The sequence below is a fragment of the Corallococcus sp. bb12-1 genome (genome assembly GCF_026626765.1).
Classification (GTDB): domain Bacteria; phylum Myxococcota; class Myxococcia; order Myxococcales; family Myxococcaceae; genus Corallococcus; species Corallococcus terminator.
In genome coordinates, this window is record NZ_JAPNJZ010000012.1 from 75764 (window position 1) to 95157 (window position 19394).

The 19394-nt window shown below is 69.6% G+C and carries 17 protein-coding genes and 1 tRNA gene; 9 read left to right on the forward strand and 9 right to left on the reverse strand.

The window, feature by feature from the left end; all coding sequences use genetic code 11:
* Window positions 1-9 precede the first annotated feature (9 nt).
* From OV208_RS15780 to metF, 3 genes are read right to left on the reverse strand one after another with little or no spacing between them, the layout of a single operon-like run.
* Window positions 10-1065 carry a hypothetical protein gene (locus OV208_RS15780; protein ID WP_267574666.1) on the reverse strand — a complete coding sequence of 352 codons (1056 nt, stop codon included), beginning with the start codon at window positions 1063-1065 and terminating at the stop codon, window positions 10-12.
* The gene (locus OV208_RS15785; RefSeq protein WP_267574667.1) at window positions 1062-1484 is read right to left on the reverse strand and encodes a hypothetical protein; all 423 of its coding nucleotides are present in this window, start codon (window positions 1482-1484) and stop codon (window positions 1062-1064) included. The genes OV208_RS15780 and OV208_RS15785 overlap by 4 nt, the downstream gene beginning before the upstream one ends.
* Window positions 1481-2353 (reverse strand): methylenetetrahydrofolate reductase [NAD(P)H], encoded by an 873-nt coding sequence (gene metF, locus OV208_RS15790; protein WP_267574668.1) that lies wholly within the window; start codon window positions 2351-2353, stop codon window positions 1481-1483. Before metF ends, OV208_RS15785 begins: the two co-directional genes overlap by 4 nt.
* Before the next feature lie 97 nt (window positions 2354-2450).
* Here metF and gcvT point away from each other — a divergent pair, with 97 nt between their 5' ends.
* From gcvT to gcvP, 3 genes are all read left to right on the forward strand, one after another.
* Window positions 2451-3536, forward strand: coding sequence for a glycine cleavage system aminomethyltransferase GcvT (gcvT, locus tag OV208_RS15795; protein WP_267574669.1), 1086 nt, complete (start codon window positions 2451-2453; stop codon window positions 3534-3536).
* A gap of 41 nt (window positions 3537-3577) precedes the next feature.
* Window positions 3578-3961, forward strand: a complete 384-nt coding sequence (gene gcvH, locus OV208_RS15800) for a glycine cleavage system protein GcvH (protein WP_267574670.1) — start codon at window positions 3578-3580, stop codon at window positions 3959-3961.
* Between the two features lie 105 nt (window positions 3962-4066).
* Window positions 4067-6973, forward strand: coding sequence for an aminomethyl-transferring glycine dehydrogenase (gene gcvP / locus OV208_RS15805; protein WP_267574671.1), 2907 nt, complete (start codon window positions 4067-4069; stop codon window positions 6971-6973).
* Between the two features lie 75 nt (window positions 6974-7048).
* Here the strand turns inward: gcvP and OV208_RS15810 are convergent, their stop codons facing one another.
* From OV208_RS15810 to OV208_RS15820, 3 genes are all read right to left on the reverse strand, one after another.
* Complete coding sequence (locus OV208_RS15810; protein WP_267574672.1) at window positions 7049-7948, reverse strand: cation diffusion facilitator family transporter; 900 nt, start codon at window positions 7946-7948, stop codon at window positions 7049-7051.
* A 77-nt stretch (window positions 7949-8025) separates the two neighbouring features.
* Window positions 8026-9264, reverse strand: a complete 1239-nt coding sequence (locus OV208_RS15815; RefSeq protein ID WP_267574673.1) for an energy transducer TonB — start codon at window positions 9262-9264, stop codon at window positions 8026-8028.
* A gap of 119 nt (window positions 9265-9383) precedes the next feature.
* Window positions 9384-11183, reverse strand: coding sequence for a SpoIID/LytB domain-containing protein (locus OV208_RS15820; RefSeq protein ID WP_267574674.1), 1800 nt, complete (start codon window positions 11181-11183; stop codon window positions 9384-9386).
* 83 nt (window positions 11184-11266) lie between these two features.
* Between OV208_RS15820 and OV208_RS15825 the strand changes: the two genes are divergently transcribed.
* Window positions 11267-12931 carry a right-handed parallel beta-helix repeat-containing protein gene (locus OV208_RS15825; RefSeq protein WP_267574675.1) on the forward strand — a complete coding sequence of 555 codons (1665 nt, stop codon included), beginning with the start codon at window positions 11267-11269 and terminating at the stop codon, window positions 12929-12931.
* 82 nt (window positions 12932-13013) lie between these two features.
* Here the strand turns inward: OV208_RS15825 and OV208_RS15830 are convergent.
* A tRNA-Cys gene (locus tag OV208_RS15830) sits at window positions 13014-13085 on the reverse strand.
* A gap of 150 nt (window positions 13086-13235) precedes the next feature.
* On the opposite strand from OV208_RS15830, the gene OV208_RS15835 reads away from it, so the two are divergent.
* The 4 genes from OV208_RS15835 to fdxA all read left to right on the forward strand — a co-directional run bounded on the left by OV208_RS15835 (window position 13236) and on the right by fdxA (window position 16457).
* Window positions 13236-14387 (forward strand): acyl-CoA dehydrogenase family protein, encoded by a 1152-nt coding sequence (locus OV208_RS15835; protein WP_267574676.1) that lies wholly within the window; start codon window positions 13236-13238, stop codon window positions 14385-14387.
* A gap of 111 nt (window positions 14388-14498) precedes the next feature.
* A complete protein-coding gene (locus OV208_RS15840) occupies window positions 14499-14849 on the forward strand; it encodes a rhodanese-like domain-containing protein (protein WP_267574677.1) in 351 nt (116 codons plus the stop codon).
* A gap of 69 nt (window positions 14850-14918) precedes the next feature.
* A complete protein-coding gene (gene asd, locus OV208_RS15845) occupies window positions 14919-16007 on the forward strand; it encodes an aspartate-semialdehyde dehydrogenase (RefSeq protein ID WP_267574678.1) in 1089 nt (362 codons plus the stop codon).
* 108 nt (window positions 16008-16115) lie between these two features.
* Window positions 16116-16457 (forward strand): ferredoxin FdxA, encoded by a 342-nt coding sequence (gene fdxA, locus OV208_RS15850; protein ID WP_267574679.1) that lies wholly within the window; start codon window positions 16116-16118, stop codon window positions 16455-16457.
* A gap of 103 nt (window positions 16458-16560) precedes the next feature.
* On the opposite strand, the gene OV208_RS15855 is transcribed toward fdxA, so the two are convergent.
* Entirely contained in the window at window positions 16561-17256 is a 696-nt protein-coding gene (locus OV208_RS15855; protein ID WP_267574680.1) for a hypothetical protein, read from the reverse strand.
* Window positions 17257-17550: 294 nt separating this feature from the next.
* The gene (locus OV208_RS15860; RefSeq protein WP_120544429.1) at window positions 17551-18603 is read right to left on the reverse strand and encodes a hypothetical protein; all 1053 of its coding nucleotides are present in this window, start codon (window positions 18601-18603) and stop codon (window positions 17551-17553) included.
* A gap of 296 nt (window positions 18604-18899) precedes the next feature.
* Here OV208_RS15860 and OV208_RS15865 point away from each other — a divergent pair, with 296 nt between their 5' ends.
* Complete coding sequence (locus OV208_RS15865; RefSeq protein ID WP_267574681.1) at window positions 18900-19379, forward strand: GNAT family N-acetyltransferase; 480 nt, start codon at window positions 18900-18902, stop codon at window positions 19377-19379.
* Window positions 19380-19394 lie beyond the last annotated feature (15 nt).

The following is a 19394-nucleotide window of genomic DNA, read 5'->3' on the forward strand; positions in this document are numbered from 1 at the left end:
CCGCGAGCCTCAGTCCGGGAAGATTCCCAGCACGTCCTTCAGCATCGCGGCGCCCGTGCCCCGGGCGCCCTGCTCCGCGTTGATGATCGTGTTCACGCCGTGGAGGTCGCTGCGGAACACCGCGCCCATCTCCATCGCGCCCAGCCGGGACAGGGGATGGGCCGCATCCACGACGGTGGGCCGCACGCTCCACTCCCACCGGCCAGCGCCCAGCGGCTCCGCGCGCGCCAGCAGCAGCACCTGCCCGCCCTTCGCCCGCGCCGCGTCCTGCTCCGCGCGCGTCACGCCACGCATCCCCGTTACCGACACGTCCTTCAGCGTCGTGGGCACGCGCATCACCGCGTTGGCCAGGATGACCAGCTTGCTCGCCGTGTCCCAGCCGTCCACGTCCAGCGACGGATCCGGCTCCGCGATGCCCAGCGCCTGCGCTTCCTCCAGCGCCGCATCGTATGTCCGGCCCTCCGCCATCCGGCTCAGGAGCAGTTGGCTGGTGCAGTTCAGCACGCCCTCGAACCGGCCCAGCTTCCCCAGGGCCAGGTCCCGCATGCCCATCGTCACCAGCGGCATCGCCGCTCCCGCCGCGCCACTGAAGCGCAAGGGAGGCCGGCCCGGTGACTCCAGGTCGCTCAGCGCCGCCAGCTCCTGGTAACCCAGCACCAGCGGCCCCTTGCTCGCGAGCACCGCTGGAATGCCCCGCATCAACGCGTCCCGCGTGATGTCCAGCCCGGGCTGCCCGTCCTTCAGGCTCGTGGGCGTGGCCTCCAGGAGCAGGTCCGCCTTCACCTCGCGCACCAGCGCCTGCCCGGTCATCCCCGGACGGCCCACCACCGGCAGCGACGCCACCGAACACTTCGCCCGCTTCGCCGCCAGCACCGCCGCCACGTCCAACCCGTGCGGTGACACCGCGGCCCCGCCGGAGTCCGCCATTCCCACCGGCAGCAGCTCCAGCCGGTAGCGCTCCATCAGCAGCGACGCGCGCGACTGGAGGATCTCCAGCAGGGGCACGCCCACGTGCCCCACGCCCGTCAGCAGGAAGCGCACCGTGCGCACGGCGCGGGGGCTCATGGCTCGAAGGCCTCGCGCACTCCGTCCCGGCGCAGCGTGAAGAGCATCCACGTCGCCACCGGCACCCCCACGAAGCACCCGGGCGTCAGTGTGTACATGGCGCAGATGGCGCCCACCATGGCGAGCCCGTACCCCTTGAGGTTCATCGCGCTCCAGGCGCCCCAGACGGCCAGCACCCCGCAGAGCACGCCGCACACGATGGCCAGCGTGAAGCCCAGCGTGAAATCCAGCACCGCGGGCGCTTGGCCCGGAGCGGAGAAGGGGGAGGCCACCTTGAGCGCCGCGAGCACCGCCGCCAGCAGGCTGAAGACGATGTGCAGCACGCCCACGATGAGCTGGAAGAACGCCGGGAAGCGCACCATCAGGAACACCCTCTGGCGCGGATCCCCCGGCTGCAACTGCGGTCCCGGGCCGCTCATGAGCGGGCCCTCAGCGCGCTGACGATCATCCGCGTCGCGGGGGACTTGTTGAGCGTGTAGAAGTGGATGCCCGGCACGCCGCGAGCCAAGAGCTCCATGCACTGCACCGTGGCGTGCGCGACGCCCAACTGCACCACCGCGTCCGGTTGATCCTTCACGCGCTCCATCTGCAACGCCAGTCGCATGGGCACCGTGGCGCCGCACATGCGCGTGAAGCGCTGGACCTGCTCATAGTTGGTGATGGGCATGATGCCGGGGACGATGGGGACGTTGATGCCCGCCCGCCGCGCCCGCTCCACGAAGTCGAAATAGAAGGCGTTGTCGAAGAAGAGCTGCGTCACCACGAAGTCCATCCCCGCATCCACCTTCGCCTTCAGGTGCTTGAGGTCGTCCTCGCGTGAAGCCGTCTCCACGTGGCCCTCCGGATAGCACGCACCCCCCAGGCAGAAGTTGAAATCCTCTTCTCGGACGAATCGCACCAGCTCCTCCGCGTAGCGGAAGCCGCCCGGCACCGGTTCGTAGGTCTGCTGCCCCAGCGGCGGATCCCCGCGCAACAGGAGCAGGTTCTCGATGCGCGCCGCGTCGAGCCGGCGCAGCACGTCACGAAGCTCGTCCCGGTCGTGGCCCACGCACGTCAGGTGCGCCATGGCCTCGATGCCGGTGTGCTTCTTGATGTGCGTCACCAGGTCCACCGTCCGGTCCCGGGTGCTCCCGCCCGCCCCGTACGTCACCGACACGAACCCCGGATTCAGCGGTGCCAGCTCCTCCACCGTGCGCAGGAGCGAGGCCACGCCCGCGTCCGTCTTGGGAGGAAAAAACTCGAACGAGAAGCACGGCTGGGAGGGATTGAGGCAGTTGCGGATCTTCATGTCCGGAGCAGTTTAGACCCTTCCGCGTCGGCCTTGATCGGAGAAGGTGCGTCGCTATAGTCCGCGCCGTTTCGCCACCCCTGCCATGGAGAAGTCAATGACCCGGCGCACGCCCCTCAACGAGGCCCATCGAAACCTGGGGGCCCGGATGGTCGACTTCGTCGGTTGGGACATGCCGGTGCAGTACAGCTCCGTCATCGCCGAGCACGAAGCCGTGCGCACCGCCGTCGGCCTCTTCGACGTGTCCCACATGGGCGAGGTGGAGTTCCGGGGCCCCGGCGCGCTGGAGACGGTGAACCGGCTCATCTCCAACGACCTGGGGCGCATCCAGGACGGACAGGCCGTCTACGCGGGCCTGCTCAACGACCTGGGCGGTTTCGTGGACGACGTCGTCGCCTACCGCTTCAGCCCGGAGCACATCCTCATCTGCGTCAACTCCAGCAACCGCGAGAAGGACTTCGCCTGGATGAAGGCGCGGGCGGAGGGCGTGACGCCGGTGGACCGGGGGGACGACTTCGCGCAGATCGCCGTCCAGGGCCCCAAGGCCTTTGGCCTCGTGCAGCGGCTGACGAAGGCGGACCTGTCCAAGGTCGGCACCTACCGCTTCACCGAAGGGGAGGTCGCGGGCGTGAAGTCCATCATCTCCCGCACGGGCTACACCGGTGAGGACGGCTTCGAGCTGTACTGCGCCACCGACGACGCGGTGAAGCTCTGGGACGCGCTCATGGAGGCCGGCCAGCCGGACGGCGTGAAGGCCTGCGGCCTGGGCGCGCGTGACTCGCTGCGCACGGAGATGAAGTACGCGCTGTACGGCAACGACATCGACGATGCCCACACCGCCCTGGAAGCGGGCCTGGGGTGGATCGTCAAGCTGGACAAGGCCGGGGGCTTCATCGGCAAGGATGCGCTCGTCGCGCAGAAGGCCGCGGGCGTGCAGCGCAAGCTCGTGGGCTTCGAATTGACCGGCGCCGGCATCCCCCGTCACGGCTACCCCATCCTCAAGGACGGCGCCCGCGTGGGCGAAGTCACCAGCGGCACGCAGGGCCCCACCGTGAAGAAGCCCATCGGCATGGGCTACGTGCCCGCCGCGCTGTCCACCGAGGGCTCCACCTTCGACGTGGAGATCCGCGGCCGCGCCGTGCCCGCGGTCGTCGTGAAGACCCCCTTCCTGAAGAAGTCCTGATTCCCTTCCATCCCTCCGCACCTTCGCGAGGAGCAACCTCCATGTCCGATTCCATCCCGCAGAACCTGAAGTACACGAAGGAACACGAGTGGGCCCGCGTCGAGGCCAGGTCCGTGGTGGTGGGCGTCACCCATCACGCGCAGGAAGCGCTGGGCGACGTGGTCTACGTGGAGCTGCCGAAGATCGGCACCCTGCTGGTCGAGGGCAAGCAGTTCGGCGTCATCGAGTCCACCAAGGCCGTGTCGGACCTGTTCGCGCCCCTGAGCGGCAAGGTGGTCAACGTGAACGCCGCCCTCACCGACAACTCGTCCCTCATCAACAGCGACCCGTACGGGCAGGGCTGGATCGTTGAGATCGAGCCCTCGGACCCCGAGCAGGTAGGCAAGCTCCTGGACGCCGCCGCATACGGCGAAATCGCCAAGTAGTCCTTCGCGCAAGAAGTGGCGCGTCCCGGTTGTTAGTGACGCTCCACGAGGCCCCGACCTGCTCGGACGCCGACCCCTTCCGCACCTCCCGCGAGCCCTTCCGACATGTCCTTGAACTGGAAGTACCAGGAGTCCTTCGCCGGCCGGCACATCGGTCCGGAGACTCCTGAAGTGAAGCAGATGCTGTCCACGCTGGGCGTGGACTCGCTGGACGCCTTTATCGAGTCCACCGTGCCGCCGGTCATCCGTTCGCCAGAGCCGCTGCGGCTGCCCGCCGGCCGGGGTGAGATGGAGGTCCTGGCGCAGCTGGAGACCATCGCCGCGAAGAACCAGGTGTTCCGGTCCTTCATCGGCATGGGCTACCACGACACCCACGTCCCCAACGTCATCCTGCGCAACATCTTCCAGAACCCGGGCTGGTACACCCAGTACACGCCCTACCAGGCGGAGATCGCCCAGGGCCGGCTGGAGGCGCTGCTCAACTTCCAGACGATGGTGACGGACCTCACCGGCATGGAGGTGGCGAACGCCTCGCTGCTCGATGAAGGCACCGCCGCGGCGGAGGCCATGGGCCTCGCGCTGCACTCGGTGAAGGGCGATATCAAGGGCGCGGCGTTCTTCGTGTCCGACGCCTGCCATCCGCAGACGCTGGACGTGGTGCGCACGCGCGCGCTGCCGCTGGGCGTGGAGGTCGTCGTGGGCGACCACCGCACGGTGGACCTGTCCGCGAAGAAGTTCTTCGGAGCGCTGGTGCAGTACCCGGCCACCGATGGCGTGGTGCATGACTACCGCGCCTTCGCCGAGAAGGTGCACGGGGTGGGCGGTCTGCTCGTCGTCGCGGCGGATCTGCTGAGCCTCACGCTGCTCACGCCGCCCGGCGAGTTCGGCGCGGACGTGGCGGTGGGCACCGCGCAGCGCTTCGGCGTGCCGCTGGGCTACGGCGGCCCGCACGCCGCCTTCTTCGCCACGAAGAACGCCTACACCCGCGTGATGCCGGGCCGCCTCATCGGCGTGTCCGAGGATTCGCAGGGCCTGCCCGCGCTGCGCATGGCGCTGCAGACGCGCGAGCAGCACATCCGCCGCGAGAAGGCGACGAGCAACATCTGCACCGCGCAGGTGCTGCTGGCGGTGATGGCCGGCATGTACGCCGTCTACCACGGGCCGGACGGCCTCAAGGCCATCGCGGAGCGCGTGCACGGGCTCGCGACGGTGCTCGCGCGGGGCCTCGCGAAGCTGGGCTTCAAGCCGCGCCACGAGCAGTTCTTCGACACGCTGCGCGTGGAGCTGACCACGGCGCAGGTGCGCGGCGTGCTGGCCGCCGCCGAGGGCGCGAAGATGAACTTCCGCCGCATCGACGACAAGACGCTGGGCCTGGCGCTGGACGAGACGACGCGCGCCAAGGACGTGGAGGACATCCTCACGGCCTTCATCCAGGGCGCGAACAAGTCCGCGCAGCCGGTGGTGCTGGAGGACGTGGCCGCCAATCTGGAGAGCCCGCTGGTCCCCGAGGTGCGCCGCAAGAGCGCGTTCCTCACGCACCCCATCTTCAACCGCTACCACTCCGAGACGGAGATGCTGCGGTACGTGCGGCGGCTGGAGGCGAAGGACCTGTCGCTCACGCACTCCATGATTCCGCTGGGCAGCTGCACCATGAAGCTCAACGCCACCGCGGAGATGATCCCGGTGACGTGGCCGCAGTTCAGCAAGCTGCACCCGTTCGCGCCCACCTCGCAGGCGGCCGGCTACAAGGTCATCTTCGAGCAGCTGGAGCACGCGCTGTCGCAGGTGACGGGCTTCGCCGGGTGCTCGCTCCAGCCCAACGCGGGCAGCCAGGGTGAGTACGCGGGCCTGCTCGTCATCCGCGCGTACCACCAGGCGCGTGGGCAGGGGCACCGCGACGTGTGCCTCATCCCGTCCTCCGCGCACGGCACCAACCCGGCCTCCGCGGTGATGGCCGGCTACCAGGTCGTCGTCACGAAGTGCGACGAGAACGGCAACATCGACCTTACGGACCTGAAGGCCCGCGCGGACGAGTACAAGGACCGGCTGGCCGCGCTGATGGTGACGTACCCGTCCACGCACGGCGTGTTCGAGGAGGAGATCCGCGAAATTTGCGCCATCACCCACGAGCGCGGCGGTCAGGTGTACATGGACGGCGCCAACCTCAACGCGCAGGTGGGGCTCACCGCGCCGGGCCACGTTGGCGCGGACGTGTGCCACATCAACCTGCACAAGACGTTCTGCATCCCGCACGGCGGCGGTGGACCGGGCATGGGCCCCATCTGCGTGGCAAGCCACCTGGTGAAGTTCCTGCCCGGACACCCGGTCATCCAGACGGGCGGGGCGGACGCCATCGGCGCCATCTCCGCGGCGCCGTGGGGCAGCGCCAGCATCCTGCTCATCTCCTGGATGTACGTGCAGATGATGGGCGGCGAGGGCCTCACGGAGGCGACGAAGCTGGCCATCCTCAACGCCAACTACATCGCCGAGCGCCTCCAGCCGCACTACCCGGTGCTCTACCGGGGCAAGCGCGGCCGAGTGGCCCACGAGTGCATCGTGGACCTGCGTCCGCTCAAGAAGACCGCGGGCGTGGAGGTGGAGGATGTCGCCAAGCGGCTCATGGACTACGGCTTCCACGCGCCCACCGTGTCGTTCCCGGTGGCGGGCACGCTGATGATTGAACCCACGGAGAGCGAGTCCAAGGCGGAGTTGGATCGCTTCTGCGACGCGATGATCGCCATCCGCCAGGAGATCCGCGACGTGGAGGAGGGCCGTTCGCCCAAGGACAACAACCTCCTCAAGAACGCGCCGCACACCGCGCGCACGCTCACCGCGCCGGAGTGGAACCGCCCCTACACCCGCGAGCAGGCCGTGTTCCCCACGCCGTGGGTTCGCGACAACAAGTTCTGGCCGTCCGTGGGTCGCCTCAACAACGTGCTCGGGGACCGGAAGCTCGTGTGCTCGTGCCCGCCCATCGAGGACTACGCGTCGCCCTCGCAGCAGGTCGCCTAGGCGCTCGGGTCGTCTCTCACGCTGTCAGCACCGGGGCCGTCTTCCTGAATCCATGGGAAGGCGGCCCTCGTGTTTTCAGCGGTGCCCGGCGGGCTCCACGTGCACGACGACGTCCACCACCTGCGGGTAGGCGCCGTGCAGTGTCTGCTCCACCTGGTCCGCCACTTCGTGGGCCTGCGCGGTGGTGAGCTGGGGGTCCACTTCAATCTTCAGGTCCACGTAGACGCTCTCCTCCATGCCCCGGCTGCGCACGTTGCGGCACGAGCGCACGCCGGACACCGCCAGCGTGTGCTGGGACACCTGCGCGGGGTCCAAGCGCGCCGTGTCGGAGAGGATGCCCACCGCCTGCCGGACGATGCCGTAGGCCACCCACGCGACGAAGACCATCACGCCCAGCGCGATGAGCCCGTCCGCGCGCGGGAAGCCCAGCGCCACGAGGCCAATGGAGATGAGCACCGCGATGCTCACGAACACGTCCGACAGCGTGTGCTTCGCGTCCGCGAGCAAGAGCGCGCTCTTGTACTTCTCGCCGTAGTGTCGCTCCACGCGCGTGACGACCAGGTTGATGAGGAGCGTGAAGACCATCACCCCCGCCATCGTCGCCGTCACCGTCGGGTGCTTGTCGTGAAGGAGCGAATCGAACGCCATGCGCCCCAGCTCCAGCATGCCCACGCCAATCATCGCGCCGATGCCCAGCGACGCGAGCGCTTCGAACTTGCCGTGGCCGTAGGGGTGGTCCGCGTCCGCCGGCTGGGAGGCCACGCCCATCGCCACCAGCCCCAGCACGTTGGAGCCGCCGTCGATGAACGAGTGCAACCCGTCCGCCGTCACCGACGCGGAGTGGGCCATCAACCCGAAGACGAGCTTGGCGACGGCCACCACCCAGTTGGCCACGAGGATGGCCAGCAGGACGAAGCGGACCTTGCGGTTGCGGTCCTGGAGCGCGGCGGTTCGGTCGACGAAGGTGGCTTCCACGGCGGGGCAGGGTAGTGCCCCCGCTTGCCGGGCGCGAGGCCCTGGTGGGTCCGGGTGCCCGACGCCGGACGGTGCGGCTACTGGCGGAAGAGCCGCATCCGGGGGCCGCCGCCCATTTCCAGGAAGAAGCCGAACTGGAAGCGCACCGTCGCGTCCTGGGTCAACAGGCCGGAGGGCGGGTTGGGGAAGGGTTGGGCGCGCTTGAAGGACGCCACCGCCTCCATGTCCAGGAAGTCCAGGCCGCTGCTCTTCTCCACCTGGATGTCCTTCACCGCGCCGCGCTCGTCCAGGGTGATGCTGAGCAGCGTCTGCCGGTCGCGCCCGGAGTAGATGTTGCCCGTCGGGTCGCGCACGCGCAGCTGCTCGTTGGGGTTCCAGTGCATCCCCACGCTCTGCTTCACGCGGTTGAAGAAGCTCGCGTACTTCCACTCGCGCGTGTTGAGGAAGGTGCCGTCGCCTTCCTCCTGGTCGCGGAGCATGTCGTTGGGCGCCGCGCCCACCACCCGGTCCATCGCGGCCTGCGACGGCATCAGCGTGGCCAGCCCCGGCGAACCGGTGCGGCCGGTGGAGCCGTCCTCCTCGTTGGTGTCGCCCTGGCCGGGCTGGATGCGCAGGCGCTTCGCATTGCCCGGGGTGGAGTGGCTCTCCGACTGGTTCTTCACCGCCATGCCCGGACCTTGCTCGCGCGGATCCGTCTTCATGGCGATCTCCTGCTTGCGGCGCGTCTCCGGCATCTCGAAGGAGGGCTTCTGGCCGCCCTGCGTCTGGGGCTTGTCGTCCGCGCCCTGGCCGTTGTTGCCCGACACGCGCGGCGGCTGCACCTGATCCTGCTGCGCGCCCTCCTGCTTCTGGGGCGCAGTCCGCTGGGGCATGGCGTTGCGGTAGTTGGCCGTCTGCTCCTTGGCGCGCGTCTCCTTCTGGACGGTGTTGTTGCTCTCCGCCAGGTACTTCGCGTCCGGGGACACCTGATCATTTCCCGGCGCCACGTCCACCACCTGGCCCTGGGGTTTGGTCTCCTCCGGCTTCTTCTCTTCCTTGGGCTCGCGCTTCTCGGTGGGGCGGGGCTTCACCTGGGGGGACGTGGGGCCCCGGTTCTTCGCCCACTGGTCCGACGTGAGGGGCCGCACCGCCACCGACGTGGGCCGGGGCGTGGGGCGCTTCTCACCGGCCAGGTTCGTCTGGAGGAGGGACGCCAGGAGCACGAAGCCCACGACGGCGGCCTGCCCCAGCAGCGCCAGGACGGCCGCCACCAGATAGCGCCACGGCATGCGCTTCTTGCGCCGCTCCCGCCAGTCTGTCGAGGAACCCTTGCCCACGGCCTGATGATAAACCTCCGGACCGCCTCTTCAGTCCCGAACGTGCGGCCCACAACACCAGAAGCCTCGAAGAGATTCGCGTTCCCGGCATTGGATGCGCACGAATTGTCCTCTCCGCCTCAGTAGATGGGGGCGACCTCCGCGCCGTTGAAGTAGTAGCGCAGGATCTCCGGATAGCGCTGCCCGGCTTCCGCCCGGCCAATGGCGCCTGTCTGACACATGCCCACGCCGTGGCCCCAGCCGCCGCCCCGGAACAGCCACCCGGTGAGGCGGCCCTCGGCGTCCCGCTCGGCGTCCACCGTGGCCATGGTGCTGTTGAGCATCCCGAAGAGCCGCCGGATGTTCAGCTCTCCCCGGACCTGGGTGGCGCCCTTCAGCCCGGCGAGGGTGAGCAGCTTCGCCCGGCCGGAGACCCCGCGCTCGGAGAGGCTCAAGGCCTGGATGGACCCCACGCCCAGCTTCTCCGTGAGCGCGTCCACCTGGGCCTGCGTGAAGCGCTTCTCCCACCGGAACTTCGTCGGCTGGGCGAAGCTGGACAGCCGGCACGCGGCGGGCACGTCCGGAGCGGCCAGCCACGCCTTGAGGGAGGACGGCCTGGGCACGTCCGGCGCGGCTTCCAGCAGGTCGGGCCGGCCGCGCAGGCTGGGGTCGGGCGGGCCTCCCCAGACGACGTCGTTGTCCTCGGAGTGGCCGCCGCACACGGCGCTGTAGACGGAGTCCACCAGCCGCCCGTCCTTGCTGAAGAGCGCCTCGCCCCGGGTGGCCTCCACCGCGGCGGTGGTGCTGGCCGCCTCTCCGGTGCGGCCCCGGTACACCGCGCAGTGCTGCTCCGAGCACAGCAGGTACGGATCCGCCAGATGCTTGATGCCCACCTTCGCCAGCACCTCGCCCCGCGCGGTGACGGCCTGGGCCTTGAGCGCCTCCGGGTGCGCGCGCGCGAAGATTTCGGACGGCACCAGGCCCTTGAGCAGCTCCTCCAGCGGCACCACGTTCACCACCGCGAGCTTGCCAGCGCGGTCCACGGCGAACTGGATCGCACCCCGGAAGCTGCGGTCCTCGAAGGCGTGGAAGTCGTAGCCCACGCCGTACTCCACCTGCCGCACGTCGAAGCCGCTGCCGTCCGGCGTCTCCGCGTCCAGCCGGTCCTGCGCGAGGCCCACCACCGCGTCGTTCTCATCCTTCACCTCGAGGATGGCGCTCGACGGCTTGCGGACCTCCTCGAAGAGGGTGGTGCGCAGGCCGTAGCGGCGCAGCAGCTCCGCCTGCTTCTCCTGGGCGGCCTGGGGCGAGAGGGCCTCGTCACCCAGGAGCAGGTAGCGCCGGTTGTCGATGACCTTCCCCGCGATGCCGTACACCGAGCCCAGCGTGTGCGTGCGCACCGCGAGCCCCCGGGCGCGCCACGTCTCCTGCGCCTCGGTCAGGCCCGCCTTGTCCGCGAACCGGAACTCGCCCAACTGCAGCCGCGCGCTCCACTGCGCGGGTTCGCCCTGCGTCACCCGCACCGTCCACCGGGAGCCCGCGGGCGCATCCAGCATCTTGTCGTCCGGTCCGCCGAAGCGCAGGCGCATCCGGCCGCGCGGTGAGAACGTCACCGCGTCGCGGCCCTCCATCAGCTTGATGGGCAGGTGGGGTTCACCGTTGCGGAAGTCCAGGCGCTTCAGGTCCTGCGGTCCGGGCAGCCCGGAGGTGAGCGGATCCGGGAGCCCGCTCCCTGTCGTGAGCGACACGCCCGCGTCGGCGATGTTCGCGGGCGCGGTGGGCTTCGTGTTCGAGGAGACCTCCGGTTCGCCCAGCCCTTGAGTCGCGGGAGCGGGGGCGGGCGCTGGCGTGGCGCAGGAGGCGAGCAGCAGGGCGGTCAGGAGGAGGACGGCTTTGGACACGGCGGGCGGCACCGTAGCCGCCGCGCGGTCAGGCGTCACGGTCCTCCCTTCCACTGCGGCGCGTCTCACCCTGGATGACCGGCAGTGAATAGAACGCCCGACGCCATGCGTTGCCCCTGTTCATGCGAATTCACGGAGGCAACGGCTTGACGAAGCGAAACTCCCTGGCGACCTCCCTGGCTGCCTGCACCCTGGCCCTGAGTATGAGCGCTTGTGGCGCCAGTTCGGGCGGGTCATCCAACCCGGCGGGCTCCACCCAGCCGCCCGCGGCCACCGCCAACGCTCCCACCGTCACGAAGTCCACCACGGCCCCGGGCACGGCGCCCCCCATCGGCGTACAGCCGGTGGCCAACACGCCTGCCGCGCAGATGCCGGCGCACGATGACCACCTCCCCATCGCGGGGCCCGGTCCCCAGCCCTCTGTCAGCGCCAAGGCGATGACCGCCGTCGCGGCGACGACGCCCGTTCACGACTGGGTGGTGTCTCCCAACGGCAACGACGGAGCCGAGGGCACGGAAGCCGCGCCGCTGCGCACCATCGCCATGGCGGTGGGCAAGGCCGCCCCTGGCGACCGGGTCCGCGTGCTGGCGGGCACCTACGCGGAGCGCGTCGTGTTGGGCGAGAACGTCCAGGCGGGCACGCCCGACGCGAAGATCACCTTGCAGGGCGAGGGCCGCCCGAAGCTCACGCCGGGCAGCGGCTCCGGCGCGCTCGTCCAGGTGCGCCGGCCGAACTGGATCATCGACGGCTTCGACATCGACGTGCAGTCGCAGCCCATCTTCGGCGTCGGCTTCGAGGGCGACGTGCAGGGCACGGTGCTCGCCAATTCGGAGCTGCACCACGGGACGGGTGGGGCGGGCATCACGACGTTCAACAACGCCCGCGGCCCCACCATCGAGAACAACAACATCCACGACTTCGTGCGCACCACCGGCAACCAGGACTCGCACGGCATCGTCGTGCAGCCGGCGTCCTACGACGTGACGGTGCGCAACAACGACATCCACGACAACTCCGGTGACTCCGTGCAGTGCCTGGGGCCCGAGGGCTTCAGCACGCTGCCGCCCGCCACGGGCGTCCTGGTGGAGAACAACCACCTGTTCGGCAACCGGGAGAACGCCGTGGACATCAAGACGTGCCACGACGTCACCATCCGCAACAACCGGATGCACCGCTTCGTGCCGTCGGCCACGGCCAAGGGCGAAGCGCTCGTCATCCACTACTCGGCGAAGAACGTGCTGGTGGAGGACAACGAGCTGTACGACGCCTCCAAGGGCATCGCCCTGGGTGGCAACCACGAGGGCCCCGTGCCCACGTCCGTCGTCGTGCGCCGCAACCGCCTGCACGACATCACCGACGCGGGCGGCGGCGAGGGCACGGCCATCCGCCTGGAGAACTCCCAGGGCGCGGTGGTGGCCAACAACACCATCACCCGGGCGAAGTCCGCCATCATCCTGGGCCACGGCACCGGCGGCCCCACCGAGTCGCTCCGCGTGGAGAACAACCTCGTGGATTCGCCCATGGCCGTGGACGTGGGCGCCGAGGCCCCCGGCCTCCAGATGGGCTCCAACCTCTACCCTGCGGGCGCCCAGTTCATGCACACCGGGAAGCTCGTGGCCCTGGACGCCTTCAAGGCCGCCACCGGGGACGTCACCTCCAACGGCGGGGACGTGACGGTGTCGGACGTCTTCGCCCCGTCGCCCTCCGCCCAGGACAAGGGCCTGGACGTGGGCCAGCCCTTCTGCGGCGCGGCCCCGGACATCGGCGCGGTGGAGCTGGGCTGCTAGGTCGGGCTCCCAGCGCCTCCCCGGCTGGAAAAACAGAAGGCCCGATGCGGAAGCTGCTTCCGCATCGGGCCTTTGTCTTGAGAGGCGCCACCCGGATTCGAACCGGGGAATGAAGGTTTTGCAGACCTTTGCCTTACCACTTGGCTATGGCGCCGGAAGTAGTTGGGGCCGGGTTTATACGCAGCCCCGTGCGATGCGGTCAAGGAAGCAACAGCATCCATCCCTGCTTCTCGTCCCGCTAGCATGCGGCGCGGGGCGTCAGGCCCCCGGGCCCGCGGCTCGGAATTCAAGGGGACGGCAAACGATGCTGCATGGCCATGGAGTGTTCCTTGAGGAGCACGAAGCCTTCCGCCGGACGGTCCGGGCGGTGGTGGACAAGGAACTGCGCCCGTTCGCGAACGCGTGGGAGGAGCAGGAGGAGTTTCCCCGGGAGCTCTTCCGCCGCTTCGGCGAGCTGGGCTTCCTGGGGCTGAAGTACCCGGAGGCCCAAGGGGGCACGGCCGCGGGCGAACTCTACGAGGCGGTGCTCCTGGAGGAGCTGGGCCGGTGCGGCTCCGGAGGCGTGGCCGCCGGGCTGGGGGCGCAGTTCACCATCGCCACGGGGCCGCTGCATCTGTTCGGCACGGAGGCCCAGAAGCAGCGCTGGCTGGCCCCGGCCATCCAGGGGGAGAAGATTGGCGCCCTGGGCATCACCGAACCGGACGCAGGTTCGGACGTGGCCGGTCTGCGCACCACGGCCCGCCGCGAGGGCGACCACTACGTCGTCAACGGCTCCAAGACGTACATCACCAACGGGGTGCGGGCGGACTTCGTGGTGCTGGCGGTGAAGACCGACCCCGAGCGGGGCCACAAGGGGCTGTCCATGCTCGTCGTCGAGCGCGGCATGCCGGGCTTCGGCGTGGGGCGGAAGCTCCAGAAGGTGGGCTGGCGCGCGTCGGACACGGCGGAGCTGTTCTTCGAGGACTGCCGTGTGCCGGCGGAGAACCTGCTGGGGGTGGAGGGGCAGGGCTTCTCGCAGATCATGGGCAACTTCCAGTGGGAGCGCCTGTCGCTCGCCCTGGGCGCGGTGGGCGCCATGGACGACATGCTGGAGACGGTGCTGGCGCACGTGAAGGAGCGCCGTGCCTTCGGCCAGACGCTGGGGCAGTTCCAGGTCATCCGCCACAAGCTGGCGGAGCTGTACACCGCCCGAGAGAGCGCGCGTCAGCTCACCTACCACGCGCTGCGCCTGCACGTGGCGGGCGAGTACGCCGTCGCGCAGACCTCCATGGCCAAGAAGGTGGCCACGGAGACGTGCTGCCGCGTGGCCGACGAGTGCCTCCAACTCCACGGGGGCGCCGGCTACATGATGGAGTACGACATCCAGCGCCACTGGCGCGATGCGCGGCTCGGCCCCATCGGCGGCGGCACGAGCGAGGTGATGAACGAGATCATCGCCAAGCAACTGGGGCTCTGAAGCGAGTGCCTCCCGGCTTGTCCCGGTCAGCAAGCGAGCAGTCGAGCGGGAAGAGGGGAAAAACCCCCTGGGTTCATGTTCGAAGGAACATGACGTCTCGGGGAGGCCCCGGTGGAGCCCACCATCATTTGCGATGAGCTGTTCATGCGTCTGGGGGACGAGGATGTGCTCGTCCTGGACTGTCGGGACGCGATGGACTGGGAGCGGTTCGAGATCCACATCCCCGGTGCGCTGCGCATGACGGCCTCGGAGATCGTCCGCGACCTGGCGATGCTGCCGGACGACGAGCTCATCGTCCTGTGTGGCACCACCCAGGACTGCGCCGACATCCGCCGCATCTGCCGCGTGCTGAGACTCCGGGGGCGCAACGCCGTGTGTCTCACCGGTGGGCTCCACGCCTGGGTGACGGGGGGCTATCCCACCGAACGCCACGTGCGCGCCCAGTCCCACGCCCACCGCTGAGCGGTGGATGCGGCGCGTCGTGAAACGGTGTAAGGAGCGGCCTGCCGCCCCCACCGGAGACCCTCCACGATGGCCAAGCTTCGCGCGGTACTCATTGGCGCCACCGGACTCGCGGGCCAGCAGTTCATCGCTGCCCTGAAGGACCACCCGTTCATCGAGCTGACCGGGCTCGCCGCGTCGCCCCGTTCCGCCGGAAAATCCTACGGAGACGCCCTGCGTGCCTCCAACGGAATGCAGGCCTGGTTCGTCCCGGAGCCGCTGCCGGAAGCCATCGCCCGGATGACGGTCATCAGCGGCGACGCGGTGCAGGCGAAGGACTTCGACATCGCTTTCTCCGCCGTGGAGGCGGACGTGGCGCGCGAACTGGAGCCCCGGCTCGCCCGCGACATCCCGGTGTTCTCCGCCGCGAGCGCCTTCCGCTACGACGATGACGTGCCGCTGCTCATCCCGCCCATCAACGCGGCCCACGCGCCGCTCATCCAGGCGCAGCGCAAGCAGCGCGGCTGGAAGGGTTTCATCGTCCCCATCCCCAACTGCACCACCACCGGCCTCGCCGTGACGCTGGCCCCTCTGGCCGAGCGCTTCGGCGTGAAGGCGGTGCTGATGACCAGCCTCCAGGCCATGTCCGGCGCCGGCCGTTCGCCCGGCGTCATCGGTCTGGACATCCTCGACAACGTCGTGCCCTACATCCCCAAGGAGGAGCACAAGGTCGAGGTGGAGACGAAGAAGATCCTCGGCTCGCTGGACGCTGCGGGCGCGGCGCTCACCCCGCATGACGTGCGCGTCTCCTGCACCTGCACCCGCGTCGCCGTCCTGGAGGGCCACACCGAGTCCGTCTTCGTGTCGCTCGGCAAGAAGGCCACCGTGGCGGAGGTCGCCCTGGCGATGCGTGAGTGGAAGGGCGCCGAGGTGGCGAGCAGCCTGCCGTCCGCTCCGCCCCGGTGGATCGAGGTGCTGGATGACCCGTTCCGTCCCCAGCCCCGCATGGACCGGGACACCCACGGCGGCATGGCCACCACGGTGGGCCGCATCCGCGAGGATGGTGTCCTGGAGAACGGCTTCAAGTACGTGCTCGTCTCCCACAACACGAAGTTCGGCGCCGCCAAGGGCGCCATCCTCGTGGCGGAGTTGCTGCGAGCGCAGGGCTTGCTGGGCTGACTGGGGAAAGTGGTCGGGGAGGGCCCTAAATTCAGGATGCCACCCCGGCCGCAACCATCTACTGTGCGCGGCCACGGACGCGCGGAATTCCGCACAGAGGAGTTTTAAATGGCTTACGTCGTCGCCGAGCCTTGCATCAAGTGCAAGTACACCGACTGTGTCGAGGTGTGCCCGGTCAACTGCTTCTACGAGGGTGAGAACTTCCTCGTGATCCACCCGGACGAGTGCATCGACTGCGGTGCCTGCGAGCCCGTCTGTCCGACCAAGGCGATCTTCCCCGAGAGCGAGCTGCCCGGGAAGTGGAAGGAGTACCAGGCGCTCAACACGGACCTCTCCGGCAAGTGGCCCAACATCGCGGAGAAGAAGGCGCCGCTGCCCGAGGCCGAGGAGTTCAAGGAGCAGGAGGGCAAGCGCCCCCAGCTGAGCATGGCGGGCGGCGCGAAGAAGTAGGGCGCCGCGCTGCTCGTGTGCGCCCGTGCAGGTGACGGCCCTTGCGCCCCACGGCGTGAGGGCCTTCGTCATTCGTGGCACCCGGTGGCGACGCGCATCCCGCTCACTCCGCCCGCAGGAAGCTGAGTCGCAGGCCGCGGGCCTCCAGTGCGTCGCGAAGCCGCGTCACGTCCTCCGTGGGCACGGGCCCGTGGCGGCCCTGGATGCGCAGCGCCACCTCGCGCGGCCCGGTGCGCTCGACCTCCACGGTGGCCTCCATCGAACCGCGCAGGCTCAGGGCCAGCGCCGGCCGCTGTGACTTCACGAAGACCTCGATCTTCTCGATGAGGGCCAGCGTGGACTCGACTTGCGCGACGGGTGAGTCGGACGGACCGGCGCTGTCCGGAGACCCGGCCGCCAAGCTCCGGCCTTCGGCCGACGAGGTCCGGAGGGTGCTTCCAGTGCCGCCGTCCTCACGTGTCCGCGCGGGCGTCGATGCGGAGGGCGTGGCCGGCCGGGGTTCAGCGCGAAACGTGCGATCCAGTTCGCGGGCGATCAGCTCCGAGGCCCGGTGGTGCGCCTGCTCCCGGCCCTCGGCCTGGGCCTCCTGGCGCACGGTGCCCAGCCGCTGCGTCTCCACGTGCATGCCCTGACGGACCTGGCGGAGCGTCTCCGGACTTCCGAGCGCGCGGTGCGCGGTGGAGATGACAGCCGCCGAGGCCCGGACCCCTGGCGCTCCGGACGGTGCCCGCGCCGTCAGGCCCATGGCGCCAGGGGGGACGGTGGGGCGGGAGCCCAACGACTTCGGAGGTCCCCCCACGGGAACCGTTCCGGGCCGGGGTTCGGGACCGGGACGGCCCCGGGAGCCACCGCGTCCGGGCGTTTGCTGGAGGACCTGCTGAAACGCCTCCTTCTCCGGGGGGACCTTTTCGTGTCCGGAAGGGGCGTCGGGACCTTCGACCTTCATTGCGTGCCTCGCGCGTAGGGAATGCGCGGGCATCAGCAGCGGTCGTGCCACCGTGACGGGCGGCCCCTTCAAGAGGGGCGGGACTTCAAGGCTGCGTCCCGGAGGAGTTCGCCTCCGGGATGGGCGTGCGGTGCGCGGGACGGCGTGTCAGCGCTTGCCGCCGAAGCCGCCCGGCTGGACGGGCGCGGTGCCCGTCAGGTCGTTGAACGCGAGCGGGCAGGCCGCCACGGCGGCGGGGTCCGCCAGCGCGGCGTTCTGGGTCCAGTCGCGGTCCTGGAAGAGGAGCGCGTCACGCACCTCCAGCTCCTTGAGCGCCTTGCGGTACTCCCAGAAGCGTCCGCGCAGCAGCACCCGGGTGCCCTTCGGCAGCGTCGCCAGGTCCATGTACTGCGCATCCTTCAACCGCGCCGTGATGGTCACCGCGGGGCGCAGCTTCGGCTTGCCGTAGGTCAGTCCGCTGAGCATGCCGTCCTGGGCGGGATCCGGCAGGTAGTAGACGAGCCGGGCCACGAGCGCGGGCGGCTCCGGAGGCGGGGCATTGCGGCCCTTCTTCTTCTTGGGCTTCTCCAGTTTCGCGTCGACGAACTCCAGGCCCCCGAAGCCCACTTCCTTATCGAGGTAGTCGTCGCGGAACTTCGCATCCGCCACGCTGGCGGCGGTGGTGTTGGCCTTGAGGACCTCCACGTCGTAGCGCTCGAGCATGGCGGGCAGCGTGAAGAAGAAGCTGTCCACGGGCTTCACGCCGTCCGCTGCGAAGCGCAGCTTGCCCACGTCGAGCGGCGGGTAGTACGGCGCCAGCGCCACCGCCGTCTGCAGCCACTCCGCCGGCAGCTTCTTGTCGATGAGCACCCGGCGCATCATCGACACCAGGAACATGCTGGCCGGAAAGCGCGGCGTGGACAGCTGCGTGTTCACGGTCTGGAGCAGCGCCGGATCCACGAAGAAGTTCTCATCGCGCTTGTGCAGGAACGGAGCGGATTCGCCCACGACGGTGAGCAGCGCGCCCACCAGCTGGGCGCAGCCCGGGTCGGACGTGCCGTTGGTGAGTGCCTGGTACACGCGCGAACGGAGGAAGCGCTTGTCCATGTCCGCTTCGCGGAACACGGGCGGCTCACCCGTCCCGAAGAAGAACTCCTTCTGGGCGAGAGCGGGAGACGACAGCAGGCTCAGGGACAGGGCGAGGAGGGCTCGAGAACGCATCCGCTTGACCCTACCATGCCCTCCCCGGCGCGATCCTCCCCCGAGCGCGTCCGCACATGCTCCGCGTGAAACCGTGGGAGAGGCCATCCGACGCGTCAGGTATTGCAACCGGAGGACCCGATGCGGCGGGGCTTCCGTGACTTTCAGCGCTGCCTCCAGGGGGCAGGGGGCGGAGCGACCGCGCGGGAGGCGTGCCGGGACGGAGTCGGCCTTGTCCTCCGGAGGGGACTTCTCACGGGGCCGCGTCTTTTTCCGCCTGTCGGTGGCGCGGCCTTTTGTGTACCTTGCCCAGCGATATGCCGACGCCTCCCGAGACCACCCCGGCACCCGTCACCATCGCCCAGATCAAGAGCGAGGCGGAGCTCTTCCAAGCCCTCGCCATCCGCGAGGTGGTGTTCATCGAGGAACAGCACGTTCCCGAAGGCATCGAGCGCGACGCCGAGGATGCGCAGGCGTACCACGTGCTCGCCTACCAGGGCGGGCACGCCATCGGCACCGGCCGGCTGGTGAAGCTGCCGGAGCCTCCTGCGGGACAGACGGGGGCGTGGGGCCAGATTGGCCGCATGGCGGTGCTCCAGGCGCACCGCAAGTCGCGCGTGGGCTCGCTGCTGCTGACGACGCTGGAGGAGGAGGCGCGCCGCCGCAACGTGCACGGCATCATGCTGCACGCCCAGCTCTACGCGCTCGACTTCTACAAGAAGCACGGCTACCAGCCGGTGGGCGCCGTCTTCGACGAGGCCGGCATCGACCACCTGGAGATGCACAAGCGGCTGTAGCCGCCGTGCGGTGCG

Excerpts from the sequence above, each read along its gene's own strand:
- OV208_RS15780 (WP_267574666.1), bottom strand. The coding sequence starts at position 1,065 with ATGAGCCCCCGCGCCGTGCGCACGGTGCGCTTCCTGCTGACGGGCGTG.
- OV208_RS15785 (WP_267574667.1), bottom strand. The coding sequence starts at position 1,484 with ATGAGCGGCCCGGGACCGCAGTTGCAGCCGGGGGATCCGCGCCAGAGG.
- metF (WP_267574668.1), bottom strand. The coding sequence starts at position 2,353 with ATGAAGATCCGCAACTGCCTCAATCCCTCCCAGCCGTGCTTCTCGTTC.
- gcvT (WP_267574669.1), top strand. The coding sequence starts at position 2,451 with ATGACCCGGCGCACGCCCCTCAACGAGGCCCATCGAAACCTGGGGGCC.
- gcvH (WP_267574670.1), top strand. The coding sequence starts at position 3,578 with ATGTCCGATTCCATCCCGCAGAACCTGAAGTACACGAAGGAACACGAG.
- gcvP (WP_267574671.1), top strand. The coding sequence starts at position 4,067 with ATGTCCTTGAACTGGAAGTACCAGGAGTCCTTCGCCGGCCGGCACATC.
- OV208_RS15825 (WP_267574675.1), top strand. The coding sequence starts at position 11,267 with ATGCGAATTCACGGAGGCAACGGCTTGACGAAGCGAAACTCCCTGGCG.
- OV208_RS15835 (WP_267574676.1), top strand. The coding sequence starts at position 13,236 with ATGCTGCATGGCCATGGAGTGTTCCTTGAGGAGCACGAAGCCTTCCGC.
- asd (WP_267574678.1), top strand. The coding sequence starts at position 14,919 with ATGGCCAAGCTTCGCGCGGTACTCATTGGCGCCACCGGACTCGCGGGC.
- fdxA (WP_267574679.1), top strand. The coding sequence starts at position 16,116 with ATGGCTTACGTCGTCGCCGAGCCTTGCATCAAGTGCAAGTACACCGAC.
- OV208_RS15860 (WP_120544429.1), bottom strand. The coding sequence starts at position 18,603 with ATGCGTTCTCGAGCCCTCCTCGCCCTGTCCCTGAGCCTGCTGTCGTCT.
- OV208_RS15865 (WP_267574681.1), top strand. The coding sequence starts at position 18,900 with ATGCCGACGCCTCCCGAGACCACCCCGGCACCCGTCACCATCGCCCAG.